A 20,952-nucleotide genomic window follows, 5' to 3' on the forward strand; every position below is an offset into this window, starting at 1 on the left:
GTATTGCATTAATTATTTTTTCTATAACATTGAACTACTCGTTGGTATATTTTCGACCGTAGTGCCTTGTTACCTTAACCGCGGTAGATAATGACAATCTTTGATCTTAGAGATGATTGTGTCCGCTGTTGGCACAAAGCGGACATTGAGTGAATGTCATCATTCGATTGTCACTAACTTAAAGGTCAACCTAAATATCAGGGATGCTTTCAACAAGATGATATAGCCGAAATTTTATATGCATTACAGCGCTACTTTCTTATTGTCATCAGTTTAATAGCAGTTATGTGGCATAACCTAAAAGTCACTTTCAGCAAAACCAGTAATGGTCTAAAAGGCATAACATTAATGTCAGCGACAGTCGGGCATACTTAAATATGTCATAAGGTTTTTTCGTCCGGATGGAGCTCCATCCGATTTTATAAATTTTTTAAAAGGATCTTTAAATCCCACATGTCAACAGCCGTTATCTAAATAATAGAAACAGAATGAGAGGGTTATTTTAATAAGGGCGTGTAAAAGTGGCTTCACTTAATACCACGCACGTGCCAAATAATGACTCAACATTCAAAGTCTTTTATTTTAATTATTTGACGGGTGTTAAGTCAGGTTCATGCAAAGCCCTCATTTTATTTCTGCAAACGACTATTTTCATTAATCACAGAAGCGCTGGCATCATACGCTTCCTGTGCTTTTTCAATAAGTTCAAGATGATTAATCGCCCAATCATACATGGCGCTAAAAGGTTTTTGCAAAGAGCGGCCAAGTTCGGTGATGGCGTATTCTACTGCAACCGGAGAAGTGGGCAAAACCGTACGGTTAATCAACCCGTTACGTTCCATTTTACGCAACGCCTGGGTGAGTGCTTTGTGTGTTATCCCTTCCATGCTGCGCTTCATTTCATTAAAACGCATTGTATTTTCATTGAGTAAAGTCAGTATCATTACACTCCATTTGTTTGCTACCTGATCGAAAAAGACACGCGCGGCACAGTCCGCAAAAAAAACGGGATCAACAATGTTTGTCATATAGGTATCCTTCAGTATATCTACTCGCTTAAAAGTGCGTAATTGACCTTAATTGAATGTTATATACCATGCTACTGACGTTGGTATAAATATCTCACTCCCAACCGCATCTTCTGCTAAATAAAACGGCAGGACAAATATTTAGCGAGTACTAAGGACCCATTATGAAAGAAGAAAAGTTCTCTCTGTCCCGACGTAACCTGCTGGCCTTCGCCAGCGCCACCGTTATTTCGGCGACAGTGAAAGCAAGTCCGGCACATTTTGCGCCAAAGGATTCGTCGACGGCCAAACTTTTTTATACGGAAAAAGGGGAAGGCAAAAACATAATGGTTTTACATGGCTGGACGTGTGATTCGCATGACTGGAGCTGGCAATTACCCGAGCTTGAAAGCAAATACCGTACGGTGGCTGTTGATTTACGCGGGCATGGACGATCGCAGGTTATGCCATCAGGACATTATGCTCCTGCTGACTATGTTGCCGATATTGAAGCACTGATTTTGACACACTATCCTGGCCAAAAATTTATTCTTATTGGCCATTCCATGGGTGGCCAGATTGCAGCTCGTCTTGCAGCGAAAAGACCTGACTTAGTGAGTGCTGTTGTCTCTATAGATGGTTCGATGGGATTCCCGGATACACAGGCGGCGCTTTTTCAGAAAGCGGTTGATGACCTGCAAAACGGCGATCCCTATTTGACCGGTCCGGCGTTATTTGAACTTTTTTACGATAAAAGTACCCCGCCAGCGTTTAAGCGCTGGCATGCAAGACGTCTTCAGGGTGTGCCGCTGCATGTGATACGGGAATCATTCGGTCCACTGTTTCTGGGTGCGGGACAAGTGGGTATTGGCAAAGCGAGTGAGAATTTTTGTCGTAGCTTAACGATTCCTGTTTATCACCTTTGTCGCGATGCCACTCAGGCAGGGAATATGCGGACATGGTTTGCAAACCCAAAGTCAAAAACAGACTACTGGACGCAGACGGGTCACTGGATTATGCAGGATCGCAGTGAGGACGTGAACAAAGCCGTGACGGCCTGGATTGATGAGCTTTGATTTCCAAATGAGAAAGCAGAATACGCGGTTTGAGAGCTGACATTTTTAGTCGTATGAAGTGATTGCGACTCGCCAGAAGCCGCCAGGTCTTTTTTACCGCTAAAGCGACAACAGATGGGTGGTGAGTCAGATTAGTAGCGAAACGTGGATTCTCCCTTAATAACCAAAACCGGTAATAGGCCCCTCGGCTTTTCTCAATAAAATGTCAGCGATTAACGAATTATTCATTTAATGGCCAGGGACGGCAATCTCCGCTTTTGGCCCAAAGCGGACGGTCAAAGTCGGTAGCGTCTGAAGCCGTTTCTGTATGCAGGATTATTGCTGCCCTGCTTTTACCCTGAGTATGGTTTGCCGGGTAGTATTAACTTCATGTGCAATGGCACTAGTGCTTATCCCGGTATTATCAACCTGAGCGGGGATTACGTCTGGCGAACAAACCTCAAACTGGGACAGGGTAAATACCGCGCATTACGCTCAGTGGAGAGTAGTCTGTACAGAAAACAGGCTTGCATAAGATATTTTCCGTTTTCCAAGCGGCCCCCCTCCATGACTCTTCCATTTTTCAGGCGTAAACAACCATTTCGATAGGTAAACGCAATTATCGAAGTAAACCGTCCAAAGTACGCTTTTCCTGCTGTATCCATCTAAAGCAACGTCAGTTGTCCCAACGATATTCCCTCACTAAATTGCCTATTCAATGATGCCTAAAAGGCAACAGGCAGGACGAATTATGTTTCTTCCAATGAACAGGGAAAAGACTATGTTATTCAAAAATGGAGGAAAACATGAACAAACCTTCTTCACCCTGGTGGTGGGACTTATCCACCCGTGAATTTAGTGAACTGGATATGGCTAATATCGTGGCGGTATTGCCTGTCGGCGCAGTAGAGCAGCATGGGCCCCATTTACCGGTCAGGGTGGATGCGGCCATCAATGCAGGCATTGTTAATCGTGCAGTTGAGCTGTTGCCATCAGACTTGCCCGTCTTGTTTATGCCAGCCGTACCGGTTGGCAAATCAGATGAGCATATCGCCTATCCAGGAACGCTTTCTCTGCCTTATGAAGTACTGGGTAAAGTGTGGTTTGAGATGGCGAAATGTGCCTGGCGAGCGGGTATTCGTAAGATTATTTTCTGGAATTCACACGGTGGCCAACCGCAGTTGATGGAGATAGTTTGCCGTCAGTTGCGCATAGAGTTAGGCATGTTGGCCGTCAGTGCGAGCTGGTTTCATACCATTGATGCCTCTGATCTCTACAGCGCCCACGAAATGCAGCATGGCATCCATGGTGGTGAGTCTGAAACAAGCATGATGCTGCATCTGCATCCTGAGTTAGTGCAAATGGATCATGCTGATAACTTTGTTTCTGCCTCCGTTGCCCTTGAAGCCAAAGGCGGCATTTTAACACCCGAAGGCGGTGTGGGTTTTGGCTGGATGGCGCAGGATCTGCATCTTTCTGGTGCCACAGGTAACGCTTCTGCAGCAGATGCGGAACGCGGTAAAGTTGCCACCGATCGCGCAGCTCAGGCTTTATTGACGTTGATTAAAGAAGTGCATGAATGTGAAATGAAGATGCTGCGTTCTACTACGGCATTTTCAAGCCGTCAGGAATAGTTCAGAGCAGGCCCATATGGGCCTGCTTCAGCATAATTCCGACATCATACTTTTAATCGTTTCGGCAAAAACGCTACCAATGGCACTGGTCCCGCGATCGTGACCTATCAGCATCAGTGTTTGCGTTTGCTGCGAAAGTTCTCTAACAGGAATGTAGATTAACCTGCCGCTACGCTGGTCAAACTCAATATCTATGGGCGTCAGGAAAGTCAGGGTTTGATCCATGATGGCCGACTGACGCATCAATTCAATCGAATTCGTTTCAATCACTGGTTGGAGATTCACCGAAGCACGGGCAAAAACCTCATCGAGATAAGGCCGGATAACCATTGATTTATCGGCTATAACAATCGGATAGGGTAAGCAATCACTCAAACGCAAGCTGGGTTTATCTGCCAATGGATGGCCTACACCCACTACCGCACCAAGCCGCACAGCGACACTGGCAATGTTGCGATGTACTGGTTGCAGATCAAAATCAAATCCAATACCCAAATCTGCCTCGCCGCTCGCCACAGCGTTTGTGATATTTTCACCCGTCGTTAATTGCTGCAGATTAAGTTTGACGCGTGGATTTGCTCGCCGAAATTCAGAGGCTGTACGCGGGATCAAATTCGCCGCCAGCCCGCTCATCATCGCAATGGTCACTTCCCCTCGACGCAACCCTTTCAGCTCCTCAATTTTCATTTGCGCCCATTCAATCTCTTTAAAACTCAGACGCACATGATAAATCAGCGCTTCGCCAGCCGCAGTCAGGACCATTTTTCGCGGCAGACGCTGGAACAGCGGTGTGCCCAGTTCTTCCTCTAACGCGAGGAGTTGCCGGTTAATAGCGGAAGCTGAGATATGCAGACGTTCTGCTGCTTTGCGGATGGAACCACTGCGTGCAACCTGATCAAGATAAACAAAAAGACGATGCTGAAGCATAATTTTCCTGCGTTGCCTTTTAGGCATCAGTAAGGACGAAAAATGATGCTTTTAAGATAATGAACTCCGGGTCATTAATACATCATTAACTACATTCGGAGAGAAATGATGGCAGACGTATCCCGCAGACATTTTGCAAAATTAGTGGCTGGTGCGCTATTGCTGCCAGCAATGGCTCCCCTTCTGTCACGCAAAGCTTTAGCAGCGAACAACAACGTAAAAATTGCGCTTCTGTTGCCCGGCTCGGTAGCCGATGGCGGTTGGAGTTCACTGGCTTATGCCGGCCTTCAAAATCTCAAAAACAGTGGTTTCAGCGTGGCTTACAGCGAAAGTGTGCCACAAGCGCAAATGGAACAAGTGATCCGCGGCTATGCCGACGATGGCTATAGCTTGATTATCGGGCACAGCTTTGAATACGGTTCGGCGTTTGCAGAAATCGCCCCCGAATATCCCGATACCTACTTCTTTGCATCCACCTTTAAACCCGCCGAAAAGACGCCGACCAACGTTGAGTATGTCAACCTCGCCTATATCCAGGGCGCTTACGCCGCGGGTGCGCTGGCCGCCCTGATTTCAGATAACGGCAAAGCTGTTGGCTTTGTCGGCGGTGGCGATAATCCAACTCAACAAGCCATGATGCGCGCCTTTATTCAGGCTGCTGAGAAAACCCGCCCCGGTATTCGTGGCATGGGCGTAGTCACGGGCGATTACGACAATGCTGCCAAGGGACGTGAAGCGGCTACTACCATGATCGGTAACGGCGCAGATGTTATCTGGCATGCCGCTGACGTGACCGGCCTTGGTGCGATGCAGGGTGCAGCCGCAGGAAAAGTTAAAGCTATGGGATGCTACGTTGATCAGAAAGATGTCGCCCCGGACTTCGTGGCATGCAGTTTCCGCCAAAACCTCGACTGGATGGTTGAGCAGGTCGGTGAGTCCGTTGCGAGCAAGCATTTTGATGGCGGTGAAGAGTGGAGCCCAAGCGTGGGTAAAGCCTGGTCGGTCGTCAATGGCAGTAAGCAGTACAACGAAAAACTGGTGAGTGCCAGTGCTTGGGCTACGTTCGAGCAGATCTGGCAACAACTGGACAGCGGCGCGCTTAAGCCAACGGTTTAACAGGCGGATAGTGTCATGACAGCAACGGCTACTATACGGATCGCGCTTAACCACATTACTAAACGCTTTGCCCGTGTCACCGCCAATGACGATGTTTCGCTCAGCATCAAGCAAGGTGAAATCCATGCGCTGTTGGGAGAGAACGGCGCCGGAAAAAGCACTTTAATGCAGATCCTGTACGGACTTTATCAGCCAGATGAAGGTGAGATAGTGGTGGATGGCAAAGCAGTAAGTTTCCGCGATCCCAGCGACGCCATAGCCTGTGGTATCGGTATGGTGCATCAGGAATTTATGCTGGTGCAACCCATGTCGGTTGTTGAGAACGTCGTGCTGGGCCTGAAGGAAAACACCAGCGGCGTACTTAATTTGAAAGCGGCGGCAGAACGTTTGCAGGCGTTGTCGGATAAGCATGGGCTGGCAATAGATCCTTGGGCAAAAGTGCAACACCTTCCTATCGGCGTACAGCAGCGTGTTGAAATTCTTAAACTGCTCTATCGCAACGCGCAAGTGTTGATCCTGGATGAACCCACCGCAGTACTGACACCACAAGAAAAAGCGGGCCTGTTTTCAACGCTGCACTCGCTGTGCGCAGAGGGCCGCTCAGTGGTTATTGTTACCCATAAACTCTATGAAATCATGGCAATCGCCGATCACGTCTCTGTAATGCGGGGCGGAAAGATGGTCGATTCCGTAGCCATAGAAGAGACCTCGGAACGCGATCTGGCTCGCCGAATGGTGGGCCGCGATGTAGTGCTTCGAGTAGAGAAGCAACCGTGCAAGCCGGGCAACACTGTGCTGCATGTTGACAATATCGCCGTGCGTGATGCGAGCGGCCAACAAAAAATCTGGCGCGTTTCACTGACCGTAGCAGCGGGTGAAATTCTCGGTGTTGCTGGCGTAGACGGAAATGGACAGTCAGAACTGGCCGAAGCGCTGCTTAATCTACGAGAAATCGAAGCCGGCCATATTCGTTTAAACGGCGAAGATATCAGTGATGCATCGCCCGCTGAACGCCGCAATAAAGGAATGGGTTTTATACCGGCCGATCGTCGGGGTGTCGGCTCAGTGACTGAGCTCTCTATCACTGATAATGCCATGCTTGGCACTCATCGCAGCTTCACGCGTGCGGGAGGTTGGCTGCTGGATCGACAACGGATGAGTCAACATGCGCGCGACATCATTGCGCGTTTTGCGGTACGCACACCAGACGTCGATTTTGAGGCCGGTAAATTATCCGGCGGCAATTTGCAGAAGCTGATCTTGGGTCGAGAAGTGGCGAGTGAGCCCTGTTTGCTGGTGGTTGAACAGCCGACTCGCGGGCTGGATGTCGGGGCGATTGAAAGCGTATGGCAAGGGCTGATTGCAGCACGTGATCGGGGCTGCGCCATTTTAATGATTTCAGCGGAGCTGGAAGAGATCATGAATCTTTCCGACCGCATTGCCGTGATGTACAACGGCCAGATCGCGGGTGTACTCAATGCCGCAGACGCCACACCAGAACAAATCGGCGCGCTGATGGCGGGCGCGCATCTGGCTAATAAAGAGGGCAATGATGAAGAAGCTGCTTGAGCGTCGTCTCGCCCCGGCTGAATCAACCTCCGCAGTCATGCTGTCCAGCTTTTGCGGCATTTTTGCCGCTTTTGTCATTGCCGGGCTGCTGTTTATCCCCTTCGGCGGCAACCCGCTGGCGGCCTATAGCTTTCTGTTTGATGAGGCATTTGGCTCACTACGCAGCATTGGCCTCAGCACGGTGCAAGCCACACCGCTCATACTGATCGCCTTGGCCACCATTGTGGTTTGGCGTGCAGGTCTGGGTTATATCGGATTTGAAGGCTGCTTTCTTGTGGGCGCCACTGCTGCAAGTTGGATTGCATTAGCGGGCACGCCACAGGGCTTTCCCTGGTCTATTCCCCCATTGCTCTACTGGCCACTGGTGTTGCTCGCCGCCTTTCTGGCCGGCGCAATCTGGGCCGGTTGGGTGGGCGCCTTGCGCGTACGCTTTGGCGGAAATGATGTACTGATCTCACTGATGGCCAATTATGTGGCGGTATTTATTGTGCAGTATCTGGTCTCTGGGCCAATGCGCGCGCCAGGAGATTTGCCACAGACCCCACGCCTGCCGGTGGAGAGCTGGCTGCCCTTCGTGATGAGCGGTATGCGCGCCCACTGGGGCATTGCTATTGCGCTGGTCGCCACGCTGTTTGTGTTTTGGCTCTTGCGCGCGACGCCTGCCGGTTATGAGATAAAAGTGGCTGGCCTTAATCTTCGCGCAGCCCGATATGGCGGCATTGATGTAAATCGTCGTCAAATGGGTGCCATTTTCCTTGGCGGTGGCCTGGCGGCATTGGCCGGTCTTTGCGCCGTACTCGGCGTTCAACACCGATTAATGGAAGGCATCTCTGGCGGGGTCGGATTTATTGGCGTCGTTGTGGCTCTGTTAGCACGACTAAATCCCTTGTTGGTGATCCCCACAGCCATTCTTTATGGCGGTCTCGAAGTTGGCGGTAGCGCAATGCAGCGGCAAACCGGGTTACCCACCTCGGTGGTACTGATCCTGCAAAGTCTGGTGGTGTTACTGATTTTGGCAGGCGATATGTTGCGCTATTACCGATTGCGCATACCCGGCCTGAATAAGCGACGTTGTCAGCTCGCGGAGGATAAATCATGAGCGCATTGGCAAACCTTGATACGGCATTTTTTATCAGTTGGCTGGCTGCGGCAATTCGCCTTGCTGGGCCAGTGCTGCTGGCCGCACTGGGAGAAATCTATGCCGAACGGTCTGGCGTATTAAACATTGGTATTGAAGGCACCATTTTAATGGGCGCATTGACCAGCTATATGACGGCTGTCGCCAGCGGCTCGACCGCACTCGGGTTTATCGCAGGCGGCGTAGGCGGACTCATCGTCGGTTGCGTGCTTGCCGCCCTCTATTTACGCGCCCATGCCAGTCAGATTGTAGTTGGCATAGTCTTCAATATTTTTGCTGCGGGTCTCGCGACTTGGATCTACGCGCTGGTTATGGGTACGGCCTCATCGCCGACGATTCCGATGCTCGAACCCTGGCATATACCGCTACTTTCGTCATTGCCGTTTATCGGCCCGATCTTATTTCAGCAGCCGCTGCCGCTTTATCTGACGTTGATACTGGCGGTAGTGGCGCACTATGGCCTGTTCCATACCCGCTTTGGCCTCTCTTTACGGGCCGTGGGAGAAAATCCTCGTGCTGCGCACGCTGCGGGTCTCAATGTGTTGAAAATCCGCACGTGGGGTGTGCTGTTTTCCTGCGTGGGTGCCGGACTGGCGGGCGGCTATCTGGTTACCGCACAAATTGGTTTGTTTCGCGACAACATCGTTAGCGGGCAAGGTTTTATCGCGCTGGCCATTGTGATATTTGGCCGCTGGAGTCCACTCAAGGCGATGGTGGCTGCATTTATCTTCGGGGCAGCAGATGCACTGCAGTTATCACTACAACTGTTTGAAAACACGCTGCCACCCCAACTTCTGCTCGCCCTGCCCTATTTGCTGACCATTTTGGCCATGTCTGGCGTGGTAGGCCGCACGCTACAACCCAGCGCGTTAACCCAGCCATATCGTAAGGAATAAAACATGAAAAAATTTCGTTTTAATAATATCGCAGATGTTCAGGCATTCCGTATCAGTGCTGACAGCAGTAATTATTTTGCCATCCTGTTTGATAAACCCCTGGACGATATTGAGAATATTTTTGTCGTCGAGATTTTTAATGTTGGTGGCGCGACACCCCCAAACGAACATGCAACTGCCCACGAATTTTTTTATGTGCTGCACGGTGAAGGGATTGCCCGCTGTAACGATGAGGAGGTAACGATCAAAAAAGGCGACTCGCTGTTGCTTCACCCAGGCAACGATCACGCCATTCGCAACACGGGTACAGGAAAACTGTATACGCTAACGGTGATGACACCCAATGAAGGATTTTCAGAGCTCATCCGAAGCGGTGAGTCAGTCACGCTGGATGCAGAAGATTTATCCATGTTGTCGGGAGAGTAATATGCCAGCGTATGTATTAGGCAGCACCCAACAAAACCAGTGGCGGGTCTCGCCGGAGGTGGTCGATACGCTTCGGCCCACAAGACAATCGCGATCCGCTACGCTTGAGACGCGTAATCGTTCTGTGATTATCGATCTAAACCGCAGCGCACTGGTGGTGGTGGATATGCAGAATGATTTTTGTCATCCCGATGGCTGGCTGGGCAACCTGGGCGTTGATATCAATCCCGCCCGCGCGCCGATTTCGCCGCTGCAACAGTTACTTCCGACGTTAAGAGAGGCTGATGTCCCGATCATTTGGCTTAACTGGGGCAACCGGCCGGACAAATTGAATCTGAGCCCCGCCCTGCTTCACGTCTACAACCCACAAGGCGACGGCATTGGGCTGGGCGATCCGCTTCCGATTTCTGGTGCACCTGTATTGGAAGCGGGCAGTTGGGCAGCGGCAGTGGTTGATGAACTGAAGCCCAGTGAAGATGATATTCACGTAAACAAGTACCGCATGTCCGGCTTTCAGGATACCGAACTCGATAGCATCTTGCGTAATCTGGATGTCACTACGCTGCTGTTCGCTGGCGTCAATGTCGATCAGTGCGTGCTCTGTACGTTACAGGACGCCAATTTCCGCGGTTATGACTGTCTGCTGCTAGAAGATTGCAGCGCCACCACCTCCCCGGACTATTGCCGTGATGCAACGCTTTACAACGTGCAGCAGTGCTTTGGCTTCGTGGTCAACTCCACTGAAATCCTTCACCAACTTAAGGCAGATTAATGAGCTACTTGCTTGCTGATGGCTGGATCATCACCATGAACCCGCAGCGTGAAATCTTAGAACAAGCCAGTCTGGTGATTGAAGATGACAGGATCAGTGCGATTGGAACACGGACAGCGCTGGCAAAAGCCTATCCAGAAGCAGAGACCGTTGATTGCCGTGAACGCATTATCATGCCAGGCATGGTCAATACCCATACGCATCTGTTTCAAACCCTGTTGAAGGGATTGGGTGATGATATGGTGCTCAAAAAGTGGTTTACCTGCATGACGGGTCCGAGTGCTGTTGCGCTCACTGAAGAGGACGTTTTCGCTGCTGCGCTGCATGGTTGCATTGAATCGCTGCGCTCCGGCGTGACATCACTGGTTGATTTTATGTACGCGCATCCCAAACCGGGCCTGACGGCGAAAGTCATTGAAGCATTTGAAATCAGTGGAATACGTGGACACGTTTGCCGAGGTTTCCTCACCAGCGGTGCTGAACATGGCATCCCGACAGAATTGATTGAAACGCCGGAACAGGCGTTGGCAGATGCCCGGGCAGTGATCCACAAATACCATCGCCCTGATGGGCGCGTAAAAGTCGGTATTGCGCCCAGTATGATTTGGGCACTGGATGAAAAGGTGCTGAGAGGGACGCGCAAGCTGGCAGATGAAACAGGCGTTATGATCACCACCCATGTGGCCGAAACTGACTTCGAAATCGAACAGGCAAAGCTGCGCTTTCAGGCAACAGATACTGAATTTCTCAGCGAAATTGGTTTTCTTGGTTCCGATGTGCTGGCGGTTCATTGTGTGCAGTGCAGCTCCCGCGATATCCGCGCCTTAAAACATCATGACACTCGCGTTTCACACAATCCTTGCAGCAACCTTTATCTCGCATCTGGCGTGCCGCCCATCCCGGAAATGCTGGCGGCGGGTTTAACCGTGGGTTTAGGTTCAGATGGTCCTGCCAGCAGCAATAATCACAGCCTGTTTCAGGCCATGAAAGTCGCCGCTTTGATGCAAAAAGGAGTCCATCGCGATCCCACCATCATGACCGCTGAAAAGGTGCTGGAAATGGCAACCATTGATGGGGCGCGTGCAATTGGTCTTGATCATCTTGTCGGCTCACTTGAACCTGGCAAGCGTGCTGATGTTGTCATTGTCGATACGCGTCATCCGGCAATGACACCCATCCATCATCCGGTCTCATCTCTTGTTTATTCTGCTCTGGGGCATGAAGTCAGTGATGTCTTTGTTGATGGTAAATGGCTATTGCGAGACGGAGAATTCACGCATCTTGATCAGAGAGAAGTCATGGCGCGTTCACAACGGGCAGCGCATTCTCTGGCGGTACGTACCGGCAACAACAAGCAACGCCAATGGCGCTCATCCGCATTCTAGCGTTGCCGGTGACTAGTTCTCAGTGGCTGACATTGCCGTCATCGGCGGCATGATTTTTCGACGTTAGTGAAATTTCCCGTCCCGGCAGAGTGCGTCGTATTATGTGACTGCCACGCCAGGATGTTGGCAAGACCCAGCGTTCAGCAGTGGCAGGCTAGGGTTGATGCCGGTCGTCCCTGAACAACACCTGGTTTATTCATCTCGGGGAAAGGGTAAACAGACATTCTCCCGTTCTTAATAACATGAAATAAGAACGGGAGAGTTGGTAATAGTTTGTCCTTCCACCTCAACTGGCCCGATTCGTAAATATGCGGCCAGGCCATTAAAATTCCACTAGCCTTGTTACAGCACCGTTCATTTAAAATCATGACGCTTCGTCATCTTAATAAACGGCTTGTTCAGGCTGGGAGAGAAACGCAATGCGGCGCATCAAATTATTCTTATCGGCCCCTTCCCACCCTTATCGTCACTTCCGGCGTGGCATTCTTCGGACTTCATGCCAACTCATGGCCACATTATTTCTGCTGTTGTGCACGGCTTCTCAGGCGGCTGACATCACTCTGTTTCGTACTTTAATGCCTGAAACCACCAGTCTGAATCAGTATCAGTGGCATTATCGGCCCGTTGTGATCTTTGCCCCTTCGGAGACAGATCTGAATTATGTTCACCAAATGGCGATGCTGGAAAAGAGCAAGGCTGAGCTAGCCGATCGCGATATTATCGTACTGAGCGATACTTCCCCTGCCTCAAAAGGACACCTACGCGCTCAACTAAAACCCGCCGGGTTTGAAGTTGTGCTTATTGGCAAAGATGGCGGTATGAAAATACGGGAAACAAAACCGATAAGTTCAGAGGATTTGCTCTCCACCATTGACAGAATGCCGATGCGTAAAGCCAATCTGGACTGATGTGCCACACGAAGCAGGTTCACCCAGCCAGAACATTGCGAAGGTTGTGGCCTGGCTTAAACAAAACATCGTCCTTTCAGCATAAATGAGCAGGCCACCCGTGCTTACAGACGTCTGTCGACTGTTTAATCCCCTGAAAAAAAGCGTTATTCAACGCGGCTCAGGAAAGTTTTTTGTGAGATGCGTGATGATCATTAAAAAACCTGGGCCACAATCGCGTAATCCTTTGTGAAAGTGCCGGTTAAAAGATTCGCTCAGCATGGCAACGAGAGAGATTAAAAACCGGGGTTGATGCCCATTGCCATTTTTACCTTTTTTGGGTTTAGTCGCTGAATTGAGCATCAGTGCTGGCGGATGACACCTGAAGCTGTACGAAAATTTTTATGGTATTGCCATGCTCAGCAAAGCAATGATGGCTTTACCACAATCCGTCATGTTTACAGTGTTAATGCAATTCCTTATCCAGTTTTTGTCTCATAGTACTCAGGGAAATGCGTTAACGTAGTGAACGCGTGTTTTATAGAGAGGTTTATTGAGTGCGAATAGACCTTTTCCTGTAGATTACTGTTTAGATAATGCAGTGCGCATATCCAAAAATAATAAAAATATCATTTATTACTTACACATAGCTCAACGATTTGTGAACCTAACTGGTCACGATGATTTAGATATTCATCTTGCAGACGCGTAAACCTGTTTGCAGTTACCGCTTTAAAATGTATTCAGAAAGCGTGGATAATTACCGATGGGTTCAATCACTGTGCGGGAATAACTATTTTAATTATGAAACATTCTGAATTATTAATCCTCAGGCGCATTGCAACCGTTCTGGCACCATAGGTGTAACTCAGTTTGTTACCGGTATCATTTTTAAAATGCAGTGGTTTTCTAAAAACGCAGTGCTTTTTTCCGTTAAAACTTGCCTGGCCGCTTTCATCGCACTTTACATTGCCCTTGAACTTAATTTAGACAAACCAGCCTGGGCACTGACTACAGTCTATGTATCCTCACAACTCTATGCTGCTTCAACCCTATCTAAATCAGTATTTCGCCTGCTGGGGACATTGCTTGGCGGTATATTTATCTTTTTGATCTACCCGCTTACGGTGCAAACGCCACTGCTTTTCAGCCTGTGTGTCTCACTTTGGGTGAGCTTTTGCCTCTATTTATCTTTACATGATCGTACACCAAAAAGTTATGTGTTCATGTTGGCAGGCTACAGCGCAGCTATTATGGGATTTCCAGGCGTTACTCATCCCTTAACAATCAGCGAAACGGTAATTTCTCGTATTGAAGAAATTACTTTAGGGATCGTGTGCAGTAGTTTAGTCCACCGTCTGATCTTTCCGGTTTCAATGAAGAGCCTACTGACACAAAGTGTCAGTGGCTGGTACCAGAGTGGTAGTCAGCTGTGCAGAGATCTCCTGACAGAGATGCATAGCAACAGATCAACCGAGCGGGAAGAGATTCTTATCCGCATGGCAGCGCTTCCCCAGCAGGTAGAAACGCTAATCACTCACTGCGTTTATGAGGGCGAGGCAGCGCGCAAAGTCACACGCTTGATCAATGTGCAGTATCAGCATCTCTCTTACCTCATTCCAACGCTAACGGCCATTGAAGTGCGACTGCAGCGGTTATCGCTTCTGAATGCCGCTGTTCCTGAACCCGCTGCGCGGGCATTAAAACAATTTTTACTCTGGCTAAATGACAGTAATAATGCCCATTCTGTTGCCGTCGTCGAAGACACATTTGCTATCGCCCAAACACAACTTAAAGACAACTGGCGAAGGGGTGCATTCTCTACCGAGGAGTGCCTACTCTTGACGGGGCTTCTGGAACGTCTGGCCGATTTTGTGCGTATTGCCGGGGCTTACCACAGCATCAGCGCGCGAGTAAGTAATCTTTCCGAAAGCGTTCCCGCAGGCCGCACTGCACAGACTCACCGCCATATTGATCAAGGCATGTTAATGCTGTCGGCAACCACCGCTTTTCTTGCCACATTTGGAGCCTGTCTGTTTTGGATGGCTACCGGCTGGGCCAGCGGTGCAACAGCCCCGATGATGGCGGCGATCCTTTCATCTTTTTTTGCAACTGCAGATACGCCCGTTAATTCCATGAAACAGTTTGTTCGGGGTGTGCTTATCGCCTTAGCGATCAGCATTTTATATATTGCGCTTCTTATCCCTCAGACCGTGACCTTAGAGGCGCTGTATCTTTGCCTGACGCCTGGCCTTTTCGCGCTTGGACTGGCGATCGCCCGGCCCTCGTCAAATATGATGGGGCTCAGTGCAGCCACTCAAATTCCAGGTTTTATTGGAATGAGTCATCATTTTGCCCCGGATGTCGTTGCTGTTATTAACACAGCGATCTCTTCCATGGTCGGCCTGCTGTTTACAGTTGTCATCACGGCACTTATCCGTAACAAACGCCCCTCATGGAGTGCGCTACGTGCATTGCACACAGGCCTGCGTGACCTGCTGAGATTTGTTAAAGAAACAGAACGAAATGGGTCTTCACTTCTCGCACGTCACCATTTTATTGCCGGCACCTTGGACAAAGTGAATTTCATTCTTCCGCGTTTACGCCTCGATCCCCATCCTAAATTGGTATCGTCAGGTAATCTGATTAAGGAAGTGTGGTTAGGCGTCAGCTGCTACGACTATTACGCCCGACATCGAGAGATATTGCTTCAGTATCAGTTAGACAGCGCTCAAATGTTTCATGAGATCAGTTTGTACCTGACCCGGAAAATGAAGGTATTGCAGACCACGCCACATCAGGATCTACTGGATGAGTTGGACTATCTCCTCATCCATCTGGAATTCCACGCTGAGAACGACGAAGCCGTCTTCATGCCGCTGTTTTATCTGTTTAGTATCCGGCTTCAGCTATTTCCCGGGAAAATATGGCCCGATAATTCGCGATTACTGGAATCCATCTGAGGCAAGAGATGGGGTGTTTAATCAGAACAACAATGCAACTTTACAGGATCGGCACTGGATTCATGGCTTCACTCGCCAGCATCTTGCTATTCTTCGCACTCACGACAAGCACGCGCGCGGCCTACCATTTAATCCCCAAGCCGGTTGAAAAGATCCTTTCATTCAACGTATCTCGCGTTCCGCTGACAAGATTGTGGTGATAGCCAATATGCAGAGAAGACCATGACGTTAAGGTGTAACGTAGGCCGACTTCAGCATCAAGCGTAAATATCTCGTCTTCATCAAGTGAATGGCCGACGTCGCCGTTGCTATAGAGCGTCAGTGATTTCCCCAGAAGAGAGCGCTCATAATCCCACCGAACCGACGCTCCCAAATGTTCATCATTACTACCGTCGCTGTAGCCATAACCAAACCCCCCCGCCAGGAATGACAATGAAAATCGGCTCAACTCAGTATCCCACAACTGATAACCTGGCCCGGTACCAATCAAAGACTGTCGCGCTAAATCTTCAACCCAATCCCGCTTATAGGTCATTCGACTTTGCCAGAAATACTGCTCGCGCATAATGTAATCAAAGGCATAGCGCAGGCTGTAATTATGGGTGTTAACCGTTGTATTTTCTTTTTCACGATTGTAGGTCGCGCCCATATTGTGTCGCCACTTGCCCTGCGAAACCTTAGAGTTAACAGAAAAGTTATAGTCATCATTATGGGTAGACGCTTTTTTCAAGTTAACGCCGGCGTCAATGTTTCCGGTCCAGGAGAGCGCATCGGTTCTTACCTTGGCTTTCATGAATTCATCGATGCGCTTCACCGACACTTTTTCTTCTCGCTCACTTCTTTCAACCCACACATAGCCGGGATCGGAGGAAGATAACCTGACCTGATAATTTTCGCCCGTTCGCTTATTTTCGACTAAAAAAGGATTGCCGCTAGCCAGCGTGCTGACATCATTCCAGTTAACCGTAATCGTGCCTGCGTAGGTCGTTTCAAGTCCGAGTTTGCCGTCGCTCAGATAGCGCACCGTGCCCGTTAAACGATCCCCATTGTTCAGCCAGACGGTGTCGGCCTGCGCCGTGCTGATGTAGCCAGCCAGCAGCATTGAAATACTGGACAGAACGGGTTTGCTCTTCATCACAACGCAAGGCATATCCTTCCTTAATCGTTAAATCATGCCAACGCGCTGGCAAGGTCTTATGAAAAAGTGTGCAGACTGTAAAAACGTCTCAACCACATCCGCTTGATGTCATTTTAACTGATTGATTTTGAATACTAATCGTAACATTGCGCCTGCGCAAACTTTCCGCTGTGCAACCTACATTCTCTGCGCATGAATTGCGTAGAGAAGGAAGCACCACGGCGCGTTTCGAGAGAAATACGAATAGCAAGCAAGGCGAAAAGCTTGAAATGAGTCAGAGAGTGATGAACTGAACGATCAACAGAGAAACAGGTGCGGAAAGATGATTTTTTGTGCGGATAAGGAAAGCTATATGTTATCCATTTTAGCCGTATCAATATGAAATTAAGCCCGCAGGCTAATGCCTGGCGGGCCTGTTTGCTGATTACCTTAACGCTATCAGAACGGTCCCCACTTAATCGCTACGCCAATCAGCAGCATCACGACGCAGATGACGAACCACACAGCGATCACTGGCGCGACAAAGCGCAGCCATTTACCAAAGGGAACATTGGCGGTCGCCAGCACAGCCATTAATACCCCGGAGGTGGGAGTCATGCAGTTCACAATGCCTTCACCCAGTAACACCGTTTGCACCATGACCTGGCGCGTCAGTCCAAGGTTATCGCCCAGTGGAGAGAAAATCGGTATCAAAAGCGCCGATTCACCGGAACCGGATGAGATACCGAAGTGCATGACAGCGGCGCTGACAAACATACCCACCGCTGCGATAGAGGGCGGGATGGGTGCCAATAAATCTGACAAGAAGCCAACAATTGGGTCAAGCACGTTGCCCTGCTGCAACACCAGCGAGATTGAGGAAGCCATACCGACAATAAATGCCCCTTTCACTAGCTTTGAACAGCCGCTCAAAAAGGTGTTAGCAATTTCAGAGCCGGACATGTGCCCAATCAGCCCAACCACAATCGAGAGCAGAATAAACATGGCAGACATCTCATCAGTTCCCCAATGAAACTGGATGGTGCCCGCGATAAACAGGATCAACGCCAGCGCGGTCGTTCCGAGAATCAGTTTATGACGTCCTGTAACCGCTTCAACAGGTTCATTGGTTGCCGTCAGATCGGGACGCAAATGGCCTTGCTTACGTGCTCGACGCACTGACCAAATCAGATAAACCACTGCCGTGATGATAAACATCAGGAAAGTCAGGCTGCGCAGCAACATGCCTGAAAACAGCGGAAGCTGAGCCAGGTGCTGCGTTAACCCGGTGGTGCCCGGATTCAAAATCGCCACGTTGAAGCCCGCCGCGCAGGTCAGATAAACCAGTGATGCGCCTAAAATTGGGGGTAAGCCCATGGATCGGGCGACAAGCAGGCCGATGGGTACAAAGGCGACCACGGCATTGACCACCACGCCAGTGGTGCCCAACAGAGCAAAGATGACGGCAAAGATCAGTACGATGCGCGTATCGCTTAACCGCGTGCTGCGCGACAGTGAGTTGAGCGCGGTGGCAATGGATCCCGTCGCTTCCACAACAGCAAGCACACCGCCGGTGAACAGGATTAGAAAGATGATCGAAGAGGACTTGACCATACCTTTGGCAATCGCCATAAAGATTTCAAGCGGATAAACACCGGTTTGCGGTACCGCATGCAGGCTGTCTCTGACCGCAAATTTAATGCCATCACGCGTAACAAAATCGAATTTTCCCGCGGGGATCAACCAGGTTGCCACTGCCGCGATGACAAGGATGATAAACAGCAGAAGATAAGGGCTTTGCCCGCTGGATGGCACTGGCGCCTGCGCGGTTTCCTTATGAACGTTTACTTGTGACATGGCGTTTCTCCCTCAGGCAGCGCGTCACCGAGGATCATACCCGCCACCAGCGCTGCACGACTCGCAACGTTAGCAATCAGAATATGTTCATGACGCGCATGAATACCTGCGCCGGTTGCGCCTAATCCATCCAGCGTCGGTAAACCCATCGCCGCGGTGAAATTACCGTCGCTGCCGCCGCCAACCGCCTTGCCCTCAACGCTAAAACCAAGTGCTTGCGCCACGCGCTGTGCACGCTCCAGCATTTTCAGCGACGCAGGCGTCTGTTGCATAGGCGGGCGCGACTGCTCTCCGCTGACCTGTAACGTAATACCTGGGGTAAACGGCGTGATCTGCATGATTGCCTGATGGATACGTTGTGCTTCTTCTGCATGGGTGACGCGCGTGTCGATGCCCAGCACCGCTTTATCCGCCACGACATTGATACGGTTGCCACCGCTGGCAATACCCACATTTACCGTGGTGCCGCGTTCCGGGGCGTTGAGTCCATGCAAGAATAGAATTTGCTGCGCCATCTCCTGAACAGCACTGATACCCTCTTCCGGGTTGTTACCTGCGTGCGCCGCTAAGCCATTTATCGTGACGTCGTAACGTCCGGTACCCTTACGCGCAATTTTCAGCGCGCCGCTGCCCGCTACCGCCGGTTCCACCACCAGCACCTGTGCTGAACCCTGCGCATGGCGTGCAATCCAGTCGCTGGAACTTACGCTGCCGATCTCCTCGTCACTGTTACAGAGGAAAACAATGCGCTGATCTTTAATAAGATCCCGTTGCGCTAATGCACGTACTGCCCAGATCGCCTGAATCAGGCCCGATTTCATATCCAGGATGCCAGGGCCGTAAAGTTTGCCATCCTCTTCACGCAGCGGCAGCTCACCGATATCCCACACGGTATCGAAATGGCCAAGAACGGTGGTTTGTGGTCCTTCGCTGCCCAACGTGAATTTGAGGTGATTACCCAGCTGATCCTGATGCTCAACGTCTGCGGTTATCCCCAGACGTTGCTGAAAAATGCTCTGCAGCACTTCACCACAACTGTCCACTGCGGTTTTATCCAACGAAGGCGACTCGGCCAAAACCAGTTTTTTAATATCTCCCAGAATCTCGTCGGCGTGTTGCTGCAAATACTCTTTTATATTTTTCATTTTTTACCCATCTGTCTTAAACGTCACTGGCAGTATGCGCAGAAATGAACACGTTAAAAAATGAGGAGTGAATGCTAATATTGTTGCCCTGAGAGCAACAGATAAGCTAAAAATATGACCTTATCGACATATCCAGAAAAATCCATAAGCTATTTATATGAAGTGGGTGTGCATGGCGGGATACGTCGGGCAGCGGATGCGTTGGGCATTAATCCGTCGGTGGTCAGCCGCCAACTTTCATTACTTGAGCGCAACTTGCAGCTGCCGCTGCTTGAAAGGCGCGGACGTAACGTAGTGTTGACCGAAGCTGGCAAATTGCTGGCAGAGGATTTTGCAAAAACGAACCAGCGTCGAAAGCAGCTTGAACGTCAGTTGCAGGATTTACGGCACATGCGCGGCGGTTCGATTACCGTGCGTATTGGGCAAGGCATGGTAGACGATGTCGTTAACCATGTATTGAAAGCGTTCTCTGCCGCCTATCCTGGCGTGTTCGTGAATATGCTTTCCGGTGATATGCAGAGCACAGTGATGCTGATCGCCAAAGGTGAAGTGGATATGGCTGTGGGTTTTGGCCCAACCGGCCCGCCGGGCTTGAAGTGCCTGAGCATAAATCGTGGCCCCATCTGCGCCATTGTGCAGCGGGAACATCCGATTGCCCGCTTGTCTCAGGTGAGTGTTACCGAACTCGCTCAACATCGCTTAATCGCTATGAATGAGAGCTTTGGCCTGCAACGCTACATCAACGCCATCTTCAAAAGTGAAAGCGTCATTTTCACGCCCTCCTACAGTTGTAATCTCTTTTCCAGCGCGATTGCTTTGAGCAAGGCGGGATTAGGCATTGCGTTTATGACTGCGCAAGCTGTGCAAACGCCGTTACTGCAAGGTGAGCTGATTGCAATCCCCATTGATCATCGCATTGCACGTGAAAGCCAGTGTCATCTGCTGCGCAGCGCGGATCATCGTCTGACGCCCGCGGCGCAATATTTTTGGCAGCTTTTGTGTAATTTCTTTAACGAGGCGGCAGGCTCATAACTACCCTGTCGAAATAAGCCAGCACG

General features: G+C 50.1%; 17 protein-coding genes and 1 pseudogene. 12 read left to right on the plus strand and 6 right to left on the minus strand.

What is annotated here, in order from left to right:
- Positions 1-629: 629 nt before the first annotated feature.
- On the minus strand, positions 630-1,028 hold the full coding sequence (locus MUG06_RS17755; protein WP_243079482.1) for a helix-turn-helix domain-containing protein: 399 nt from the start codon (positions 1,026-1,028) through the stop codon (positions 630-632).
- Between the two features lie 164 nt (positions 1,029-1,192).
- On the opposite strand from MUG06_RS17755, the gene MUG06_RS17760 reads away from it, so the two are divergent.
- Entirely contained in the window at positions 1,193-2,083 is an 891-nt protein-coding gene (locus MUG06_RS17760; protein ID WP_243079483.1) for an alpha/beta hydrolase, read from the plus strand.
- Between the two features lie 315 nt (positions 2,084-2,398).
- Here MUG06_RS17760 and MUG06_RS17765 read toward each other — a convergent pair.
- Positions 2,399-2,503, minus strand: a pseudogene (locus tag MUG06_RS17765) (helix-turn-helix domain-containing protein); the annotation flags it as partial.
- 365 nt (positions 2,504-2,868) lie between these two features.
- Between MUG06_RS17765 and MUG06_RS17770 the strand changes: the two are divergent.
- Complete coding sequence (locus tag MUG06_RS17770) at positions 2,869-3,696, plus strand: creatininase family protein (protein WP_243079484.1); 828 nt, start codon at positions 2,869-2,871, stop codon at positions 3,694-3,696.
- Between the two features lie 27 nt (positions 3,697-3,723).
- Here MUG06_RS17770 and MUG06_RS17775 read toward each other — a convergent pair whose 3' ends face one another.
- The gene (locus MUG06_RS17775) at positions 3,724-4,623 is read right to left on the minus strand and encodes a LysR family transcriptional regulator (protein WP_243079485.1); all 900 of its coding nucleotides are present in this window, start codon (positions 4,621-4,623) and stop codon (positions 3,724-3,726) included.
- Positions 4,624-4,728: 105 nt separating this feature from the next.
- On the opposite strand from MUG06_RS17775, the gene MUG06_RS17780 reads away from it, so the two are divergent.
- The 9 genes from MUG06_RS17780 to MUG06_RS17820 all read left to right on the plus strand — a co-directional run bounded on the left by MUG06_RS17780 (position 4,729) and on the right by MUG06_RS17820 (position 15,775).
- Positions 4,729-5,739: a BMP family protein gene (locus tag MUG06_RS17780; protein ID WP_215844787.1), complete on the plus strand. Its 1,011-nt coding sequence runs from the start codon at positions 4,729-4,731 to the stop codon at positions 5,737-5,739.
- Between the two features lie 15 nt (positions 5,740-5,754).
- Positions 5,755-7,308 (plus strand): ABC transporter ATP-binding protein, encoded by a 1,554-nt coding sequence (locus MUG06_RS17785; RefSeq protein ID WP_243079486.1) that lies wholly within the window; start codon positions 5,755-5,757, stop codon positions 7,306-7,308.
- Positions 7,289-8,407 carry an ABC transporter permease gene (locus tag MUG06_RS17790; protein ID WP_243079487.1) on the plus strand — a complete coding sequence of 373 codons (1,119 nt, stop codon included), beginning with the start codon at positions 7,289-7,291 and terminating at the stop codon, positions 8,405-8,407. Before MUG06_RS17785 ends, MUG06_RS17790 begins: the two co-directional genes overlap by 20 nt.
- A complete protein-coding gene (locus MUG06_RS17795) occupies positions 8,404-9,342 on the plus strand; it encodes an ABC transporter permease (protein WP_243079488.1) in 939 nt (312 codons plus the stop codon). The genes MUG06_RS17790 and MUG06_RS17795 overlap by 4 nt, the downstream gene beginning before the upstream one ends.
- 3 nt (positions 9,343-9,345) lie before the next feature.
- On the plus strand, positions 9,346-9,768 hold the full coding sequence (locus MUG06_RS17800) for a cupin domain-containing protein (protein ID WP_243079489.1): 423 nt from the start codon (positions 9,346-9,348) through the stop codon (positions 9,766-9,768).
- Between the two features lies 1 nt (position 9,769).
- Positions 9,770-10,540, plus strand: a complete 771-nt coding sequence (locus MUG06_RS17805) for a cysteine hydrolase family protein (protein WP_215844785.1) — start codon at positions 9,770-9,772, stop codon at positions 10,538-10,540.
- Positions 10,540-11,925 carry an amidohydrolase gene (locus MUG06_RS17810; RefSeq protein WP_243079490.1) on the plus strand — a complete coding sequence of 462 codons (1,386 nt, stop codon included), beginning with the start codon at positions 10,540-10,542 and terminating at the stop codon, positions 11,923-11,925. Before MUG06_RS17805 ends, MUG06_RS17810 begins: the two co-directional genes overlap by 1 nt.
- Before the next feature lie 506 nt (positions 11,926-12,431).
- Positions 12,432-12,833, plus strand: a complete 402-nt coding sequence (locus MUG06_RS17815; RefSeq protein WP_243079491.1) for a DUF4174 domain-containing protein — start codon at positions 12,432-12,434, stop codon at positions 12,831-12,833.
- An 875-nt stretch (positions 12,834-13,708) separates the two neighbouring features.
- Positions 13,709-15,775 (plus strand): FUSC family protein, encoded by a 2,067-nt coding sequence (locus tag MUG06_RS17820; RefSeq protein ID WP_243079492.1) that lies wholly within the window; start codon positions 13,709-13,711, stop codon positions 15,773-15,775.
- Positions 15,776-15,896: 121 nt separating this feature from the next.
- Here MUG06_RS17820 and MUG06_RS17825 read toward each other — a convergent pair whose 3' ends face one another.
- The 3 genes from MUG06_RS17825 to MUG06_RS17835 form a co-directional block, all read right to left on the minus strand.
- Positions 15,897-16,910, minus strand: coding sequence for a DUF481 domain-containing protein (locus MUG06_RS17825; protein ID WP_243079673.1), 1,014 nt, complete (start codon positions 16,908-16,910; stop codon positions 15,897-15,899).
- A 441-nt stretch (positions 16,911-17,351) separates the two neighbouring features.
- Positions 17,352-18,749, minus strand: a complete 1,398-nt coding sequence (locus tag MUG06_RS17830; protein WP_243079493.1) for a Na+/H+ antiporter NhaC family protein — start codon at positions 18,747-18,749, stop codon at positions 17,352-17,354.
- Complete coding sequence (locus tag MUG06_RS17835) at positions 18,737-19,894, minus strand: M20 family metallopeptidase (protein WP_243079494.1); 1,158 nt, start codon at positions 19,892-19,894, stop codon at positions 18,737-18,739. Before MUG06_RS17835 ends, MUG06_RS17830 begins: the two co-directional genes overlap by 13 nt.
- Positions 19,895-20,008: 114 nt before the next feature.
- On the opposite strand from MUG06_RS17835, the gene MUG06_RS17840 reads away from it, so the two are divergent.
- Positions 20,009-20,926, plus strand: a complete 918-nt coding sequence (locus tag MUG06_RS17840; RefSeq protein WP_215844770.1) for a LysR family transcriptional regulator — start codon at positions 20,009-20,011, stop codon at positions 20,924-20,926.
- Positions 20,927-20,952 lie beyond the last annotated feature (26 nt).

This window comes from Pantoea sp. MQR6, assembly GCF_022761075.1.
Classification (GTDB): domain Bacteria; phylum Pseudomonadota; class Gammaproteobacteria; order Enterobacterales; family Enterobacteriaceae; genus Pantoea; species Pantoea phytostimulans.

Coding starts and splice junctions, on each gene's coding strand:
- MUG06_RS17755 (WP_243079482.1), bottom strand. CDS start 1,028: ATGACAAACATTGTTGATCCCGTTTTTTTTGCGGACTGTGCCGCGCGT.
- MUG06_RS17760 (WP_243079483.1), top strand. CDS start 1,193: ATGAAAGAAGAAAAGTTCTCTCTGTCCCGACGTAACCTGCTGGCCTTC.
- MUG06_RS17770 (WP_243079484.1), top strand. CDS start 2,869: ATGAACAAACCTTCTTCACCCTGGTGGTGGGACTTATCCACCCGTGAA.
- MUG06_RS17775 (WP_243079485.1), bottom strand. CDS start 4,623: ATGCTTCAGCATCGTCTTTTTGTTTATCTTGATCAGGTTGCACGCAGT.
- MUG06_RS17780 (WP_215844787.1), top strand. CDS start 4,729: ATGATGGCAGACGTATCCCGCAGACATTTTGCAAAATTAGTGGCTGGT.
- MUG06_RS17785 (WP_243079486.1), top strand. CDS start 5,755: ATGACAGCAACGGCTACTATACGGATCGCGCTTAACCACATTACTAAA.
- MUG06_RS17790 (WP_243079487.1), top strand. CDS start 7,289: ATGATGAAGAAGCTGCTTGAGCGTCGTCTCGCCCCGGCTGAATCAACC.
- MUG06_RS17795 (WP_243079488.1), top strand. CDS start 8,404: ATGAGCGCATTGGCAAACCTTGATACGGCATTTTTTATCAGTTGGCTG.
- MUG06_RS17800 (WP_243079489.1), top strand. CDS start 9,346: ATGAAAAAATTTCGTTTTAATAATATCGCAGATGTTCAGGCATTCCGT.
- MUG06_RS17805 (WP_215844785.1), top strand. CDS start 9,770: ATGCCAGCGTATGTATTAGGCAGCACCCAACAAAACCAGTGGCGGGTC.
- MUG06_RS17810 (WP_243079490.1), top strand. CDS start 10,540: ATGAGCTACTTGCTTGCTGATGGCTGGATCATCACCATGAACCCGCAG.
- MUG06_RS17815 (WP_243079491.1), top strand. CDS start 12,432: ATGGCCACATTATTTCTGCTGTTGTGCACGGCTTCTCAGGCGGCTGAC.
- MUG06_RS17820 (WP_243079492.1), top strand. CDS start 13,709: ATGCAGTGGTTTTCTAAAAACGCAGTGCTTTTTTCCGTTAAAACTTGC.
- MUG06_RS17825 (WP_243079673.1), bottom strand. CDS start 16,910: ATGAAGAGCAAACCCGTTCTGTCCAGTATTTCAATGCTGCTGGCTGGC.
- MUG06_RS17830 (WP_243079493.1), bottom strand. CDS start 18,749: ATGTCACAAGTAAACGTTCATAAGGAAACCGCGCAGGCGCCAGTGCCA.
- MUG06_RS17835 (WP_243079494.1), bottom strand. CDS start 19,894: ATGAAAAATATAAAAGAGTATTTGCAGCAACACGCCGACGAGATTCTG.
- MUG06_RS17840 (WP_215844770.1), top strand. CDS start 20,009: ATGACCTTATCGACATATCCAGAAAAATCCATAAGCTATTTATATGAA.